The sequence below is a fragment of the Maribacter luteus genome (assembly GCF_009674825.1).
In the GTDB taxonomy this organism is placed as follows: Bacteria; Bacteroidota; Bacteroidia; order Flavobacteriales; family Flavobacteriaceae; genus Maribacter_A; species Maribacter_A luteus.
The window spans coordinates 42,514-58,509 of the sequence record NZ_WKJH01000021.1; the positions used below are offsets into that span (position 1 = coordinate 42,514).

Below are 15,996 nucleotides of genomic sequence, written 5' to 3' on the forward strand. Positions count from 1 at the left end.
CAATCAATCAAAAATTACGATGCAACAAAAACTCAAAAAATGACAATATTAGTAGTAGGGGCAAGCGGAGCAACAGGGCAACATTTGATAGCGCATCTTCTTAAGCAAGGGCATACCGTTAGGGCTGTAGTGCGCTCAGCGGAAAGGTTACCGGAATCCATCAGAAATGATGGCAATTTATTTATTATTGAAGCCAGTATTCTGGAAATCAGCGATACGGAAATGGTCGAACATGTAGCCGGTTGTGATGCCGTAGCCTCATGCTTAGGTCATAACTTGACCTTTAAGGGAATGTATGGCAAACCCCGAAGATTGGTAACCGATGCCGCGCGCAGATTATGCGCAGCGATTAAGGTAAACAAACCCGAAAAACGAATAAAATATGTATTGATGAATACAACAGGGAATAGAAATCGTGATTTGGACGAACCCATTTCTTTCGCTGAAAGATGCGTTATCGCATTATTACGCTTGTTGTTGCCCCCACACGTGGATAACGAAAAAGCAGCGGATTATTTACGGACTGAATTAGGTCAAAATAATCCTATCATACAATGGTCGGCAGTCCGACCCGATAGTTTGATCAATGAATCGGAGGTTACCGAATATGAAGTATATCCTTCCCCAACCAGAAGTCCAATTTTTAATGCAGGCAAGGTTAGTAGGATCAATGTAGGTCATTTTATGGCTGCTTTGATTGACAATGATGATTTATGGCAAAAATGGAAAGGGCAGATGCCTGTTATTTATAGTAAAATGTCATCTTAGTATTCGGTTTTGGAAGTTTCGTTTAAAGCAACAGATAGATTTTGTAATAAAAGTTGGGCAATTACCTGCAAAAATTAGTAATAATATACAAACCCAGCTGAATTAAAGTGAATCATCCAGATTGAGTTAAAGTGGGTATGAAAGTATTCATGAATCGCACGTTTTATAGGACCATCAAAATCTGGTCTTTAATAAACTCCATTTAGTTATTCTTTTTAAAATCATCTACATTAGGGCATTTGTTCAGGACAGATGTTGAACTCCCTGTAAAATAATTCAAAAAAGCATGACTCTTTTCAAAATCCACCTTTTATAAAGAGTTTTGTCACTTTTACCATAATCGTTTATCGTTACTCTACTAAAAAAAACTTCGTTCTTGAATGTAACATTTGCTGAAACCCCTTGTCTTTAATAAAACTAGACTTATAAAAATTTTGTCATCCAAATTTTTTGTTTAGCTATTTAAAAGTAACAAAGAAAATATAAGTTAAAAATTTAGAGATACATATCATGATTAAAAACTATATCACTTTAGCATGGCGAAATATTAAGGTTAATAAGGTTTTATTCTTGCTTAATATTTTAGGTTTAACTTCAGGATTATTTTGCTTTTTGCTCATCTATTTATGGATATCAAGTGAAAATAGCATTAATAGGTATCATGAAAACATAGATCAACTCCATTCTATATATCTTGTATCACCCGATGGTACAGCATTGGGTTATGGCACTTCCTCACTTCTGTATAAAGAGTTAAAGTCAAAAATTCCGGAAGTAGAGAAAATCACGGCTATGACCAACGATAGCAGAAATAGTACCTTCTCAAATGGGCACTCGGTTTTACAGCAAAATGGAAAGTTTGTAAGTGAAGACTATTTTGAAATGTTTTCATTTGAGATTTTAGAAGGGAATGCTTCGAATGCGTTAACTGCTCCAAACCATATTGCTGTTTCAAAAGAAATGGCCGAATTGTTCTTTGGAAACTCAAAAGGGGCCATTGGTAAAACACTCACCTACGAAAATTCAAAAGAGTTGGAAATAGTTATGGTCTATGAATTAAGCAGTGAAGATTCAACCGAGAAAAGTGATTATTATTTGCCCTTTGAGCCTCTTTTTGCTGAAAATGAGTGGATGCATGAATGGAAAAATCTTGGCACCTATACCTTTGTTCAATTGGCGGAAGGAACCAATGTTGCTCAGTTAGAACAAAAGCTAAAACCATTCTTAAAAGACTATGAATTAGATTTAGAAATTCGATTTCAATCTTACGCAGACAGTTATCTGTTTGCAGACATTGAAAAAGGGGAAGGGAAGATTATATATGTAAGAATGTTTGGGATAATAGCTTTCCTGATTATGCTAATTGCAAGCATTAATTTTATGAATTTAGCTTCTGCCGGCTATATGAAAAGAGCTAAAGAAATTGGGACTAGAAAGGTTTTGGGAGCGAGCAAAAGCAGTTTAGTTTTGCAATTCTTAGGAGAAGCCATGCTTCTTTCTTTTATAAGTCTATTTTTTGCCTTAATCTTTATTGCAATTGCGTTACCGGTGTTTAACGACATCACTGAAAAAAATATTGACATGCTAAATTTGCCTTTATCCACTTGGGCAATGGTTTTCTTAATTACAATTTTAACAGGATTTCTATCTGGAAGTTACCCTGCATTTTTGCTTTCTTCCTTTAGTTCTACTGATCTTTTTAAGAAAAAAATTGAAACCAGCTCCAGAACCAAATGGATTAGAAAAGGTTTGGTCGTGTTTCAGTTTACCATTTCGGTTGTCTTTATAAGTAGTATGCTCATTATTTCAAAGCAAATTGATTTTGTCCAAGATAGGAATATCGGTTTCGATAGAGGAAATTTATTGGCAATTACGCTTTCAAAAGACCTGCAAAATAATTTTGATGCCTTTAAAAGTGGGGCTTTACAAATTTCTGGAGTTCAGTCGGTTACAAAAACATCTCATATTCCGCTAGGAGACTATGGTACGTCACCGGAAGTTATCTGGAACAGCAAGAGCGCTGATGATCTGTCGTTATTTACAGGAATGGTGGCAAGTACAGACTTTGTTGGTACCTATGGCGTTGAATTGCTCATGGGAAGAGAACTTATTCATAATAACCCGGAGAACATTGAATATCTTATTAATGAGACGGCCATGAACATAATGAAGATGGAAAATCCGATAGGTCAACCCCTATCGTTTTGGGGAAATCCGGGAACCATTGTAGGTGTGGTTAAAGATTTTCACTTTGGATCTTTGAAAGAATCGATCTTCCCAATGATTATTAGAAGTGAAGGGTATTCAGAATTTAATATAGCCTTTGTTAAATATAGTAAGGGTAATGAAAAACAAACTTTAGCGGCTTTAGAAGCTCTTCATAGCAATTTAAATCCAGCTTTCCCTTTTGAGTATCGGTTTATAGATCAGGAATATGACAAACTATATAAAAGCGAATCTATGTTTTACAAGTTATCAACCTACTTCTCTGTTTTGGCCATACTAATTTCTTGCTTGGGCTTGTTTGGTCTGGTCCTATTTACAGCAGAACAAAAAACCAAAGAAATTGGTATTAGAAAAGTATTAGGAGCCTCTGTTTTTACCATTACCTCACTTATAACACGAGATTTTTTAAAATTGATTCTCGTTGGAGTCGTAATTGGAACCCCAATTTCTTCTTACTTCATGATCAAATGGCTTGAAGAGTATGAATATAGAATACATATGCCATGGTGGGTATATGGTCTAACTGCTGTATTAATAATAGGCATATCCCTGCTTACTGTCGGTTTCGAATCTTTAAAAGCTGCTACTGCAAAACCCTTGAAAAGTTTAAGAGATGAATAGCATCCTTATATTAAAAGAAAGATTATGAATAGTAAACTAGCATAAAATCCAACGTACGGCAGGTTATAAAAGCAAAAATGTTTTGCTGTTTAAATAAATAGTTTCTACTTCTATTTGGCAGCTTGCGAGTTAAAAAGTTAAAACATCTTTCGCTACTGCTTTTATGCCAACCGTAAAAATCTTAATTTTTAATGGTCCTGTTAAACGAACCTTTTTTGAGATGACTAGCTTTTTGCCTTTGAACTATCCTTATTTTCTTGATAATTAAATTTTCAATTGTTGATAACTCAAAATTCTTCTTTTTTTTACAAAAATCAAATGGTATCATTTGAATCGTTTTGAAACCAAATGAAATTATCCAAATTTTACTTGGTTCGATTTGTATTGATGTATTGTAAGTAATTGTATGCCAATATTTTGTGAATAAAAATCCTTGCATAATCGAGATTTAGCACCTCCCTCGAATTACCTTTATCCAAAGAATTCTACAAAGGAAAACAAAAGCGCTTTTGTTCATTTAATAATCTTAAAAAGAAACAAATGGACACTATTTTAATCTTTGAACGGCTGGACCGTTTGGAAAGGCTATTGACGGCCAATAAAGAGGTGCTTACCTTCGAGGAGACCTGTGACTATACCGGAATATCAAGGAGCTATCTTTACAAACTAACGGCCTCGGGAAATATCCCGCATTCAAAGCCCAACGGTAAGATGATTTTCTTCGAGAAGCGAAAACTCAACGATTGGCTTCTCCAGAATGGCAGAAAGTCGCATGCCGAAATTACCGACGATGTACTTAAGTACACCTTCAAAAATAAAAGGCGATGACCTCGCTAGGTAATGGCGAAAAACTTTACCATGTAAAGGACGCCAAGAAAAAGACGGTCTACGACTATACCATGGAATATTTGGAGAGTAAGTACGATATTACATTTAATGAGATATCGCACGACTTCCAGATTGCCTTCAATGATTCCATGGAGTGGCAGTATCTGAACCTGAATTCCCTAATCATCGAACTGGCGAAAGCGGGCATCGATATCCCCAATGGGAAATTGGAAACCCTTATCCGGTCGGAATGGATTCCAAAATGCAATCCCATCCGGGAATATTTTGAAAACCTCCCTAAATGGGATGGTCAGGATTATATACTAAAATTAACCTCCTATGTACCGACCTATGAGAAGGAAGCCTTTGAATATCATTTCAAGAAATGGCTGGTTCGGACGATAAAATGTGCGTTGGAGGTACACTATTTCAACAAACAGGCCTTCGTACTGTCCCATCAGGGGCAGAACTCCGGAAAATCGACCTGGTGCCGATTTCTATGTCCCTCTGAGCTAGCAGAATATATGGCCGAGGACATTAGTAACGACAAGGATGCGAGGATACAGCTTTGTCGGAACTTTCTTTACAATCTGGACGAGCTGGCCGTACTTTCTAAAAAGGATGTGAATGCGCTAAAGTCTTTTTTCTCAAAAACCTTTATCAATGAACGATTGCCCTATGACAGAAAGAATACCACGCTACCTAGAATATGTTCCTTTGTAGGCTCTACTAATATGGCCTCATTTTTAAATGATGAGTCCGGCTCCGTTCGCTGGCTCTGTTTTGAATTAAAAGGGAAAATCGATTTTGGGTATTCGAAGGAAGTTGATATTAATAGGGTTTGGTCACAGGCGTATTATCTCGCTTACACAGACCCAAACTTTAATCCTGAACTTTCCATTAAGGATATCCAAGAGAACGAAGAGCGGAACAAGAAGTACACTAAGCTCACCACGGAAGAGGAACTAGTTTCCAAATATTTTGAAAAGTCCGATAACATCGATGATTTTGTTACCGCCTCAGATGTACTGGTCAAACTCAGCTGCCTAAACCTTCGCCTGAACCAGATAAACTTGGGACGGGCATTATCCGGATTCAACTTTCAAAGGATTAAGCACCCCAAACGACAGGTGTACGGCTACCTGGCGCGGCCGAACTTTATCGATACGCCCTGGGAGTTGGAACTGTCGAAAAAGTGAAATTACACCTACCTGGTTACCTAAGGGAAGCGGAACGCCCCACTAGCGGGAGCTACCTTAAGGTAAGATATATAAACAACTAGTTACCTAGGTTTTACCAAACCTACCTTATTGGGTAAGATGGGTAAGGTCAAACTTATACCCACCTAAGCCCTGAACACCAATAAATACGGATGTAGGTAGGAAGGTAACCGAAATCCGATAAAAAGAGGCTGATGAAAGAAAAAAGAGCAAACAAATTATCGTGTGAAAGAGCCCGAGCTTTTCCCATCGAAAAAGCGCTGGCAAAACTAGGGTACTTTCCGACCAATGAGAACGAAAAAGAAGCTTGGTACCTGAGCCCTTTCCGCTCAGAGACCCATGCCTCTTTCAAGGTGTCCAAGACACTCAATAGATGGTACGACCATGGGGAAGGAACCGGAGGTAACGTTATCGACTTGGTATGTAAAATAAGCCAATGCACCGTAAAAGAAGCTCTAGAGTTTTTGGAACAGGACAGTAACTCTTTTTTCTTTCAACAGCAGCTCAGTTTTAATGCGCCAATGGAAGATAAAATCCTTATAAATGAAATAAAGGAACTTTCCCATTATGCTTTGCGAGGTTATTTAACTTCTAGATACCTTTTGATTATAACGGCCAAGAAATTTATTAGCGAGGTCCATTATAGTTTTAAGAATAAAAACTACTTCTCCATCGGTTTTGAGAACGATTCCGGGGGATGGGAACTTAGGAACAAATATTATAAGAACTGTAGTTCGCCCAAGGATATCACCCACATCAAAAATGGAAACGGTAAACTCATCGTTACCGAAGGCGTGTTCGACCTGCTATCCCTTCTTAGCTATAATGAAATTTTGGAAGCGGAATATGATTTTTTGGTCCTGAACTCCACTGCTTTCGTTTCAAAAGCAATTGAAATAATGAAAGATTATTTGCAAATCGACCTCTACTTGGACAACGATCCGAATGGAAGAAGGACGACCCAAAAATTAATGGGCCATTCCATAAACTGTCTGGACAGATCAATGCTTTACGAAGGGTTTAAGGACGTGAACGAATGGCTAATTTTTAATGCTAGAAAGGGACTTGGTCAGGAAGCGCGAGATGTGTCTTTGTTGCCACAAAGACAAACTCTCTTTACTCCCGTTGGTCCTTTAGATTAAAGGCCCTTGGTCGCAAAGTTAAAAAACATGTTAATAATGATTTAGGAGGGGGGTCTGGGGGGAGACTCATAACTTTAAAGTAGTTGATAACTAAAAACCGGGGGAGGAAAGGTGAACTAACCGACGGTCTGATTAAGTCTCATTTTGCGAAGTAGTCCTGTCCTCCCTTTTAGTTGCAATAGCAAATTAGAATCTTAAGATAGACTTATTAAAGGTATTAGCATGGCAACAATTCCGGTTTGATAAAACAATAGGATTATGAACAGATTTAGCAAGAAAAAACATTTCATCGGTGTCGACATCAGTAAGGCTGTATTGGATCTAGCCTTGTTGAGCGAGGGAGATTGCAACTCCTTTACCGAGTTGAGGACAGCTAACTCCATTGTGGGTTTCACCGGGATCGAAGAATGGGTCAGGAAACAGGGGGTCGAATTGAAGGACTGTGCATTCTGCATGGAACACACAGGGACGTACGGACTGCTGTTCTATGCCTGGCTGGCACAAACTGGGGTTTTGTTCTGTGTGGAGTCCGGGCTACATATCAAACGTAGCTTGGGCATGACCAGAGGTAAAAATGATGCTGTCGACGCCAGAAGGATATCAGACTATCTATTTACCCATAGGGGAAAATTAAAACCATTTGAAATGCCATCGCCCCTTTTGGTAAAGATCAAGCAACTGCTGACCTATCGTGAACAGATGGTACGTATCAGGACCTCTTTGAAAAACAGTCTTAAGAGCCATAAACAATATCGGGCCATCAGCGGGTTGGATAATATCGTTGCCCAGATCAATGAGCAGGTAGATCGGCAAGATCAGATAATAAAAGATGTCAAGCAACAGATAACCGACATCATAGATAGTGATGAGGAGCTGCAACAAAATTATCGCCTTATATCATCCGTCAAGGGTATCGGAGCAATCATAGGGGCATTTATGCTCGTGTCCACGAACAACTTCACAAGTTTCGAGAACGGCCGAAAATACGCTTGTTATGCTGGCATTGCACCCTTTGAGTTTAGTTCGGGAACTTCTATAAGAGGAAAGACCAGGACAAGTAAATTTGGGAACAAGACGATTAAAACGCTCCTTAACAATGGTGCGAATTCAGCGATCAGGTATGACAAACAGATAAAAAAATATTATGAAAGAAAGCGAGGAGAGGGAAAAGAACATAAGGTGGTCGTCAATGCTGTATGCTGCAAACTTGTCAATCGAATTTTTGCGGTAATCAAAAGGCAGACTCCCTATGTGGAAGTTTATGAACAAAATTTCATCAATTAATTTGGTTTTCTCTTAGAATTCGCAAAGAAAAAGAAAAATGAAAAGGACCTACATCAAATTTCGGTGTTCCATCTATGAGAAAAAACTGCTCCAGAAAAGAGCGGAACGGGCGGGACTTTCCCTGTCCGAATATTGCCGCAGTTCCGCATTCGGCAATGCCGTCATCGAACGGTTGTCCGAGGAACAATTAGACCATTATAAAATGCTGGTGAAGTACAAGGGGAATTTTACCCGCATCGGTAATATGTTCAGGAAACACAATCCCAAACTGGCCAGCGAGGTGGAGCAACTGGCGGAGGAAATACGGACACACCTTTATAATTTCAAAAGAACGAAGTAATGATCGGCAAAGGAACGTCCATAGCACATACGGGAACATGTATCGATTACGGTTGGAACCAGGAGAAGGATGCGGAGATCGTATTCAGCCAACATTTGGCCGGTAACAGTCCCCAAGAGGTCACCGAGGAGTTCAGGTTGATACAGGAAGAGAACACCCGATGCCAAAAGAACACCCTGAGCTTTATCCTCAGTCCGACACAAGAGGATGGTAGGAGCCTTACCAAGGAACAGTTAGGGGAACTGACCCAGAGGTTCATCAAGGAAATGCAGCTGAAGGAACGCCAGGCCATCGCCTTTGTCCATAGGGACAAGGAGCATACCCATGTCCATTTGTACGTGAACCGTATCGGTTTCGATGGCAAGGCCTACAATGACAGTTTTATGGGGAAGCGGAGCCAATTGGCCGCCGAGAACGTGGCCAAGGAAATGGGGCTGACCACGGTCAAGGAAGTACAATTCGAAAAGGAACTGGATTCCATAAAGGTCCGGCTTGAAATAAAGGACATCCATCATAAAGTAATGAAGAGCGACAGGCCAAAAAAATTGGACTCCTACATCAAGGCCATGCAGGAAAGGAACGTGGAAGTGATTCCGACCATTAACAAATCGAACAGATTACAAGGTTTTCGGTTCCAATATGAAGGCCATAACTTCAAGGCCAGTGAGGTACACCGTTCCATGTCCGGAGGAAGGATCATGGCACAACTTTCCCAGAACAAAGGGATTGTAAAACCAAAAGAGCTCGGCAAATCGGTCCAGCTTATGGGGAAATCTTTGGAGTTGAGCACTAATCTTGCAACGAGCATCGCCAAGAATATCATCAAAAAAACCATTAAAAGAGCCATCGATACCGGGATAGGTTATTAAAAAACAAGAAGCTATGGGATACAAGAAACTGGACGAGGTAATGGAACTGCTCACCGACGAGCTGGACGGGTTCAACAAGTCCATCGATAGATTGGAACGGTTGACCCAGAATATGGACAACATCAAAGTGATACCCGTTACTTCGGAAATCGAACGATTGCTCCAAGAGCATTTGCATTCCGAGAAGGTGAATACCGAAAGGCTTCAGAAGTCGGTTCAGGATATCAGCAGTCAGATTTCAAAAGCAAGATTGGTTCCAAAGGCACAGTTGTGGATTCACTACTCGATTTGGTTCATTTCCTTGGTCATCATAGGATACCTATCACTCCAGTTCTCCCGAATTGGGGAAGTCCAGGAAAGGGCATTTACCGAGGGAGAGCAGGAAGTAATCTCCAACCTGAGAGGGTATTTTGACCAAAATCCCGGGCATTACGAATCGTACCGGAATTGGTTAACGAAAAAAGATAGTGTTCCAAAGCGAAAGTAGTGTGCGCCCTATGGAATTTTTGCTCGACGCTTATCTGCCGGAACGCTACAAAAATTTCATAGGATCCATGCGCAGGTAAGTTATGGTAAGATTTGGGTTGAAATGGTTACTTGATAAAGCTTTATTTGAAAATGAATTTTACGATTCACTTGTTTTTTTGATTTGCTTATTATCCATATCTGCCAACTTTTCTTTTAAAATCCCCATATCATACTCTACTTTTTTGCTTATGATTTTAGCGTAATGTTGCGTGGTCCGCAAATTTTTATGACCTAACATTTTACCCACAGTCTCTATTGGCACCCCATTAGAAAGAGTAACCGTAGTAGCAAATGTATGCCGAGCTAGGTGTGTCGTTAGGTTCTTTTCTATGCCACAAAGGTTCGCTATTTCCTTTAGGTAAGCATTCGATTTCTGGTTGCTCAAAACGGGAAGTACACATTCTCCATTGACAACTTTAGGATGGTTTTTATACTTTTCTAAAATAGCTTCTGCAGTGAGTAAAATTGGAATACCCAATTTCGATTTTGTTTTGGTACGCTCTGCCTGAATCCATAAACTACCATCAATATGGCGAACGATATTATCCTGATTCAACTTTTGCACATCAATATAGGAAAGTCCGGTATAGCAACAAAATACGAACATGTCACGTACTACATTTAGACGATCGCCTTCTATTTCTTTTTCTTTTAAGTCTTGTAGTTCCTCTTTGGAAAGAAAATCACGCTCCACAGTTTTAAATTGAACCTTGTAGTTATAGAATGGATCTTTGGATATCCAGTCATTGGCGACTGCCATTCGGATGATTTTTTTAAAATTGTTGACATATTTCAAAGCCGAATTATGATTGCAGGCTTTGGTTATTTTTAAAAAGTACTCGAACCCTTTAATAAACCTTAAATTGACGTCACGAACTGGAACATCGTCCTTCCGGTATTCGGTCCTTAAGAACTCTTTCACATGTTTTTCGGTGGTGTGATATCTCTTCCAAGTACCAAGGGCAAATTCAACCCCGACCAATTTTTCCATCTGCAGGTTATGTTCCTCAAAGAGCTGTACCAGCATTTTAATTTTTTCTCCTTTGCCTACGTAAAGGTTTTTTATGTCCGAAGAGTTAAAGGGTCTGCCTTCGTCAACAAGTCGAGCATGAATCTTATTTATTTTGTTTCTGACAGCATCTAAATATGAATTCAATTCGTTTGCTTCGAAGTTCGTTCCGCGGATTTTTCCCGTTCTGGCATTCCATTTTTCAGGATCAACTTTACGGGAAATACTCAATTCGCTGCGTTGCCCATTAACTGTCAAACGCAGGTATATTGGTACTTTCACGTCTTTTTCAAAATGTTTTCCTTTGAGGTAAAATAACTGTGAGAAAGAATGGCTCATTTTAAATATCTTTTTAACAGAAATAAAGGTACAAAAAAGGAAAATACAAATTTCATAATTAACATTATATCAGTTAATTACAAGGAAATCGGTGAGTTTTTTTTTAATTAAAAAGTACTCACCGAATAGGTCACATAAAATACGGTTTCAAAACGATTTAAATGAAATCGTATAAAATGAAAAACCCTGTTAATCATACGATTACAGGGTTTTTAAATAGTTTTGGTACTATTCTAGTGGAGCCGGAGGGAGTCGAACCCTCGTCCAAACAAGCAATTACAAAGCTTTCTACATGTTTAGTTTCCATTTGGTTTTCGATATGTACCTGACCGGAAACAGCCTAATACATACTTAGCTTCTTTAGATTTTGGTGATGGTACCAAAGCGAATACCATCCTTATATCGACATTTATGGTGCTCCGGATTGAATCGCCGTCGACAGAGGCTATTCAGGAACATCTCGCTTCCCTACCTTGTAGGGACGAGGCTAATCTTACTATAATTCAGATTAAGCGGCAAGAGCGTAGTTATTTTCGCCAATTAAAAGTGTGGAAAATGATATTAACGAGCTGTATCCCAGCGCTCGACATGCTTACATTGCCATTGGTCTCGCTGTCAAAACCAGTCGGCCCCATAATGAGAAAGAGAATCTTCGATTCTCGTTAATGAATCCTAACAGAGCCTTTAGGCGAACGTCAGGATTGGATTTTCTCATCTTTTTTTCAAAGAACTTATATCAATTCAACTTCGAAAAGGACACTTGTTTGTCATGCTTCAAGAAGTTGGGCGTTTCCTTCAGGACCTTCAAGGTTTTAAAAACCATTCAGGTCTTCAGGTCAGGCTTTCGGGAGTACACGGTACTCACCTCAATCCCTAACGCGGCCTACGTTTTTTAAACTATAGTAGGCAAGACCGCAAAGCTAGTAAAAACTTTGTCCATCCTTACAATTATTTTATATAAGGACTTTTACGCTTCATCAATATAAAATCGTCAATTGTATTCTATATTGCTTAATTTAGAACAAATTTTATACCAAATACAATTTATGCGATTCGGAATCATACAAGAACGTAAGAACCCGCCAGATCGGCGTGTGGTCCTATCTCCAGATGCCTGTCAAAAAGTTCAGGCTACTTATCCAAATGCCGAAATCATCGTTGAACCTTCAGCTATTCGGGTTTTTTCAGATGATGAATATAAAATGGCAGGTATTGAGGTTGCTTCAAAAATGGAGGATTGTGATGTGTTGCTAGGGGTGAAAGAAGTTCCTATAAGTGCATTGATTCCCAATAAGAAATATTTCTTTTTTTCCCATACCATTAAAAAGCAACCGTACAATAGAAAATTATTACGTGCATTCTTGGATAAGAATATCGAAATGTACGATCATGAGGTGATTACAAACGAAAAGGGTATGCGCTTGGTGGCTTTTGGCAGGTATGCCGGTATAGTCGGGGCTTATAATGGTTTTCGGGCATACGGACTAAAACATGGGTTATATGCCATGCCAAAGGCGGAGCAATTGGCAGACCAAAAAGCATTGATTTCCGAATTGAAGAAAATATCACTTCCGAATATAAAAATCCTCTTGACCGGAAAGGGTAGGGTAGGCAACGGTGCAAGGGAAATGTTGGAAGGTATGCAATTACAAGAAGTTGGGGTTAAGGAATTCCTTAACGATGAATTCAACGAACCCGTATATTGTCAAATCGATGTCATGGATTATAACCAACGCATAGACGTTACAACAGGTACTGATAAGGACTTTTTTGCTAATCCACAAGACTATGAATCTAACTTTTTTCGCTTCGCCAGGGTGACTGATTTTTATATAGCAGGGCATTTTTACGGTGACGGCGCACCATTCCTCTTTACAAGGGAAGATGCCAAGCAACCTGACTTCAAGATAAATACGGTGGCCGATATCAGCTGTGATATCGATGGCCCTGTGGCCAGTACCATTAAAGCATCGACCATAGCCGATCCCGTTTATGGGTATGACCCTCAATCGGAATCCGAAACCAACTATAAAGATAAAAATGCAATTGCCGTAATGGCAGTTGATAATTTACCTGCAGAACTGCCACGCGATGCCAGTGGAGGTTTTGGCGAGGCTTTTATTCAGCATGTGATTCCTGCTTTTTTCAATAATGACAAGGACGGCATATTGGAACGTGCCCGAATGACCAAAGAGGGTAAATTGACTCTGCGTTATGCCTATTTGCAAGATTATGTGGATGGGAAGGAGTAAAGTTCGGTTATAAAATATTTAAATCCGCTAATCCGATCAAGATTAGCGGATTTTTATTTGAAAGGATTATTGATTGCCCCAGTCGATTTTTTTGGAGGTGAACATTACGATTCCCAGGATTATGAACAGGCCTATGCTGCCAACCAATAGTGCATAATTTTCCAATTGAATGATGACGAATATAAAAGCATACAACGCTGTTAATGAACCGAAAACCAATAAAGGAAATTTTTTGTTCTTCAGGATTGTTTTTGAGTAGGCCGTAATTAAACCAACCACAGATACACCTGCGATTACATAAGCCAGTAGAAAGTTCTGGTGTTCCGAAATGGATATCAATAAAGTATAGAACATGACCAAAGCCAAACCGATCATAAAGTATTGAAAAGGATGGATGGCTATCTTACTGATTATTTGAATCAAAAGAAATACTAAAAGGGTAAGGCCTATGATCAAGATACCATATTTACTCGTTCGTTCTGTTTTCTGATAGTCATCAATAGGGATGATCAAACTGGTGCCAAAGGCGAATTTGTTCAAGTTGGGTAGGTTATTAAAAAACTGCTGCCCAAATTGCCGGTTGGTTTCAAGAACGGTCCAATGTGCTTCAAAACCGTTGTCGGAAATTTTCTTGGTTTCGTCATTGGGAAGATAGTTTCCGTTGAAACTGGGGGAATGCCAATCAGAATGCATACTGACGGAGGTTTCGCCTCCAACAGGTACAAAGCGGAGTGATTCACTACCGTTTATTAGGACATTTAATGAGAAAGCAGGGTTTTTATCCTTGGCGAACAGGCCTTTTAAGAAACCCGATTCAAGTGTGCTCATATAAGATTCATCGAATTTGGGTTTTAACGTATACTCTTGTTGATTCATTGATATTTGTATCTCATTACGTATGCCTTTAAGATTGGAGGTTTGTAAAAGAAGTGTGGCCCTATCCCAAACAATGTCTTTTTCCGGTATGTCGGCCGTAGAAAAGTTGAATTCGGAAAATTTTCCGTTCATTGTAATATCAGCAGAGTAAACCACAGTCTCGTAAATACCACGTTCCAGTTGTTTGGTGTTGACTTTAGATTTAATATCGAGTTTCTTGGGTAGAAAATAGGCGTGGTTCAAGACTTCTTTGTAATTTTTCGTAAAGGTTTTGGTCTGCTCGTCAAAGATTTTCTCTTCAGTATAGGTTTTATAAGGTACTTTGATGATAGGACCATAAAGAACAACCTCATTGCCCCATTTTTCATTGATTTCTTGAATTACCTCCGCTTGTCTGGTTTCACGTTCCCGAATTAAATCTTTAACGAAGCCGAGGGGTATGAGAAGGATCAGAAAAATGAAACCTACTACTAACATTCTGGCCGAGATACTTGTTCTGAACCAATTTCCGATTTTTTGTTTTTTTGTCTCCATATTTAAATTAAAAGTACTTTGAAAAACAAAGTAGATTGATAAAAAAATTATTCGTGTTGTTTAATAATGAGTTCTAGGGCGTTAATATGTTTCTGAAATGCTTGGCGGCCCAAAGGGGTAATGGTATATCTGGTATTGGGTTTTTTGCCGATAAAGGATTTTTCAATTTTAACGTATTCCGCTTTTTCCAATGTTTTGGTATGACTGGCAAGATTGCCATCGGTCACTTTGAGTAATTCCTTTAAACCATTGAAGTCTATATACTCGTTTACCATAAGAATCGACATAATACCAAGCCTGATTCTGTGATCGAAAAGTTTATTGATGTTGTCAATGAGGCCCATTTATTTTTTTCCTTCTAAAAAGTATACCATACTACCGTACAAGATATGTAAAACGCCAAAACCAGCGACCCAGAACCAAAGACCGTATCCTGGTAATGCAGCACATAACAATCCTAGGATAATTTCTGCATAACCCAGATATTTTACATTGCCCAGCGTATATTTCGAGGCATTTGCCAAAGCCAAGCCGTAAAATATAAGCATTAAGGAAGCTGTTAATCCATAGTGTTGGCTTTGCAGTTTAATTATAATGTAGATACCTCCCGTAATCAGCGGAATTAAAAAACTGACCAATAATTTTTTTGTAGTTGCGTCCCAGATAGCTTCATTGTTTTGTTTGGCTTTCCTGGTAGTCAAGAGAAAAGCGGTTATTATGCTCAACGTTGCGACCGCAATGAGAATGGCAACTAAATATTTGAACTTATAACTATGTAGAACTATGTAGTCCTCACTATTGGGGGTTAAATAAACATAGGCCAAAACAGCTCCGGTTATAGCATACAGTCCGGCTAGTATACCCGATAGGCCACTAAGGGAGATGAATCGCGAAGAACGGGACATCAATTCTTTGATCTCGGATATATCGTCAAGGTATTTTTTTGATTCCATTTTAAAAGTACTTTGAAAAACAAAGTTAATATTTATTTTAAGTATTCCTAATACTTCAACTTTTTTTCGATATAGTTGTTCTGCCATATGTTTCTTTTCATAATAATGATAATGAACATTATGCTCATCTAAGGATATCCGTATTTCATCTACAGTTGAATCGCCTTGAACGCAATTGACCATACAGCAGTGTTTTCTGCACTTATT

At 38.9% G+C, this 15,996-nt stretch carries 14 protein-coding genes and 1 other RNA gene; 10 read left to right on the forward strand and 5 right to left on the reverse strand.

The features are described 5' to 3' along the window. The first annotated feature begins 39 nt into the window (after positions 1-39). The 9 genes from GJ691_RS12435 (at position 40) to GJ691_RS12475 (ending at position 9,785) form a co-directional block, all read left to right on the forward strand. Positions 40-768, forward strand: coding sequence for an NAD(P)-dependent oxidoreductase (locus GJ691_RS12435; RefSeq protein ID WP_154367337.1), 729 nt, complete (start codon positions 40-42; stop codon positions 766-768). A gap of 510 nt (positions 769-1,278) precedes the next feature. Continuing rightward, a complete protein-coding gene (locus tag GJ691_RS12440) occupies positions 1,279-3,615 on the forward strand; it encodes an ABC transporter permease (protein ID WP_154367339.1) in 2,337 nt (778 codons plus the stop codon). A gap of 540 nt (positions 3,616-4,155) precedes the next feature. After that, the gene (locus GJ691_RS12445) at positions 4,156-4,443 is read left to right on the forward strand and encodes a helix-turn-helix transcriptional regulator (protein WP_154367341.1); all 288 of its coding nucleotides are present in this window, start codon (positions 4,156-4,158) and stop codon (positions 4,441-4,443) included. Next, positions 4,440-5,642 carry a virulence-associated E family protein gene (locus tag GJ691_RS12450; RefSeq protein WP_154367343.1) on the forward strand — a complete coding sequence of 401 codons (1,203 nt, stop codon included), beginning with the start codon at positions 4,440-4,442 and terminating at the stop codon, positions 5,640-5,642. The genes GJ691_RS12445 and GJ691_RS12450 overlap by 4 nt, the downstream gene beginning before the upstream one ends. 215 nt (positions 5,643-5,857) lie before the next feature. Next, entirely contained in the window at positions 5,858-6,805 is a 948-nt protein-coding gene (locus GJ691_RS12455) for a toprim domain-containing protein (protein WP_154367345.1), read from the forward strand. Positions 6,806-7,063: 258 nt separating this feature from the next. After that, a complete protein-coding gene (locus tag GJ691_RS12460) occupies positions 7,064-8,089 on the forward strand; it encodes an IS110 family RNA-guided transposase (protein WP_154367347.1) in 1,026 nt (341 codons plus the stop codon). 37 nt (positions 8,090-8,126) lie between these two features. Next, positions 8,127-8,429 (forward strand): mobilization protein MbpA, encoded by a 303-nt coding sequence (gene mbpA, locus GJ691_RS12465; RefSeq protein ID WP_154367349.1) that lies wholly within the window; start codon positions 8,127-8,129, stop codon positions 8,427-8,429. Further along, positions 8,429-9,298 carry a relaxase/mobilization nuclease domain-containing protein gene (locus tag GJ691_RS12470; protein WP_154367352.1) on the forward strand — a complete coding sequence of 290 codons (870 nt, stop codon included), beginning with the start codon at positions 8,429-8,431 and terminating at the stop codon, positions 9,296-9,298. Before mbpA ends, GJ691_RS12470 begins: the two co-directional genes overlap by 1 nt. 13 nt (positions 9,299-9,311) lie before the next feature. Beyond that, a complete protein-coding gene (locus tag GJ691_RS12475; RefSeq protein WP_154367354.1) occupies positions 9,312-9,785 on the forward strand; it encodes a DUF6730 family protein in 474 nt (157 codons plus the stop codon). Positions 9,786-9,923: 138 nt separating this feature from the next. Here the strand turns inward: GJ691_RS12475 and GJ691_RS12480 are convergent, their stop codons facing one another. Together GJ691_RS12480 and ssrA are read right to left on the reverse strand one after the other, a co-directional pair. Then, positions 9,924-11,174: a site-specific integrase gene (locus GJ691_RS12480; RefSeq protein ID WP_154367356.1), complete on the reverse strand. Its 1,251-nt coding sequence runs from the start codon at positions 11,172-11,174 to the stop codon at positions 9,924-9,926. 234 nt (positions 11,175-11,408) lie between these two features. Beyond that, positions 11,409-11,807: a transfer-messenger RNA gene (gene ssrA / locus GJ691_RS12485) on the reverse strand. Between the two features lie 413 nt (positions 11,808-12,220). On the opposite strand from ssrA, the gene GJ691_RS12490 reads away from it, so the two are divergent. Then, a complete protein-coding gene (locus GJ691_RS12490; protein ID WP_154367358.1) occupies positions 12,221-13,426 on the forward strand; it encodes an NAD(P)-dependent oxidoreductase in 1,206 nt (401 codons plus the stop codon). A gap of 66 nt (positions 13,427-13,492) precedes the next feature. Here the strand turns inward: GJ691_RS12490 and creD are convergent, their stop codons facing one another. The 3 genes from creD to GJ691_RS12505 are packed head-to-tail and all read right to left on the reverse strand — an operon-like array spanning position 13,493 to position 15,972. After that, a complete protein-coding gene (creD, locus tag GJ691_RS12495) occupies positions 13,493-14,836 on the reverse strand; it encodes a cell envelope integrity protein CreD (RefSeq protein ID WP_154367360.1) in 1,344 nt (447 codons plus the stop codon). 47 nt (positions 14,837-14,883) lie between these two features. Next, complete coding sequence (locus GJ691_RS12500; protein ID WP_154367362.1) at positions 14,884-15,180, reverse strand: winged helix-turn-helix domain-containing protein; 297 nt, start codon at positions 15,178-15,180, stop codon at positions 14,884-14,886. Continuing rightward, on the reverse strand, positions 15,181-15,972 hold the full coding sequence (locus GJ691_RS12505) for a hypothetical protein (protein WP_343033484.1): 792 nt from the start codon (positions 15,970-15,972) through the stop codon (positions 15,181-15,183). Positions 15,973-15,996: the final 24 nt, after the last annotated feature.

Excerpts from the sequence above, each read along its gene's own strand:
- GJ691_RS12435 (WP_154367337.1), top strand. The coding sequence starts at position 40 with ATGACAATATTAGTAGTAGGGGCAAGCGGAGCAACAGGGCAACATTTG.
- GJ691_RS12440 (WP_154367339.1), top strand. The coding sequence starts at position 1,279 with ATGATTAAAAACTATATCACTTTAGCATGGCGAAATATTAAGGTTAAT.
- GJ691_RS12445 (WP_154367341.1), top strand. The coding sequence starts at position 4,156 with ATGGACACTATTTTAATCTTTGAACGGCTGGACCGTTTGGAAAGGCTA.
- GJ691_RS12450 (WP_154367343.1), top strand. The coding sequence starts at position 4,440 with ATGACCTCGCTAGGTAATGGCGAAAAACTTTACCATGTAAAGGACGCC.
- GJ691_RS12455 (WP_154367345.1), top strand. The coding sequence starts at position 5,858 with ATGAAAGAAAAAAGAGCAAACAAATTATCGTGTGAAAGAGCCCGAGCT.
- GJ691_RS12460 (WP_154367347.1), top strand. The coding sequence starts at position 7,064 with ATGAACAGATTTAGCAAGAAAAAACATTTCATCGGTGTCGACATCAGT.
- mbpA (WP_154367349.1), top strand. The coding sequence starts at position 8,127 with ATGAAAAGGACCTACATCAAATTTCGGTGTTCCATCTATGAGAAAAAA.
- GJ691_RS12470 (WP_154367352.1), top strand. The coding sequence starts at position 8,429 with ATGATCGGCAAAGGAACGTCCATAGCACATACGGGAACATGTATCGAT.
- GJ691_RS12475 (WP_154367354.1), top strand. The coding sequence starts at position 9,312 with ATGGGATACAAGAAACTGGACGAGGTAATGGAACTGCTCACCGACGAG.
- GJ691_RS12480 (WP_154367356.1), bottom strand. The coding sequence starts at position 11,174 with ATGAGCCATTCTTTCTCACAGTTATTTTACCTCAAAGGAAAACATTTT.
- GJ691_RS12490 (WP_154367358.1), top strand. The coding sequence starts at position 12,221 with ATGCGATTCGGAATCATACAAGAACGTAAGAACCCGCCAGATCGGCGT.
- creD (WP_154367360.1), bottom strand. The coding sequence starts at position 14,836 with ATGGAGACAAAAAAACAAAAAATCGGAAATTGGTTCAGAACAAGTATC.
- GJ691_RS12500 (WP_154367362.1), bottom strand. The coding sequence starts at position 15,180 with ATGGGCCTCATTGACAACATCAATAAACTTTTCGATCACAGAATCAGG.
- GJ691_RS12505 (WP_343033484.1), bottom strand. The coding sequence starts at position 15,972 with ATGGTCAATTGCGTTCAAGGCGATTCAACTGTAGATGAAATACGGATA.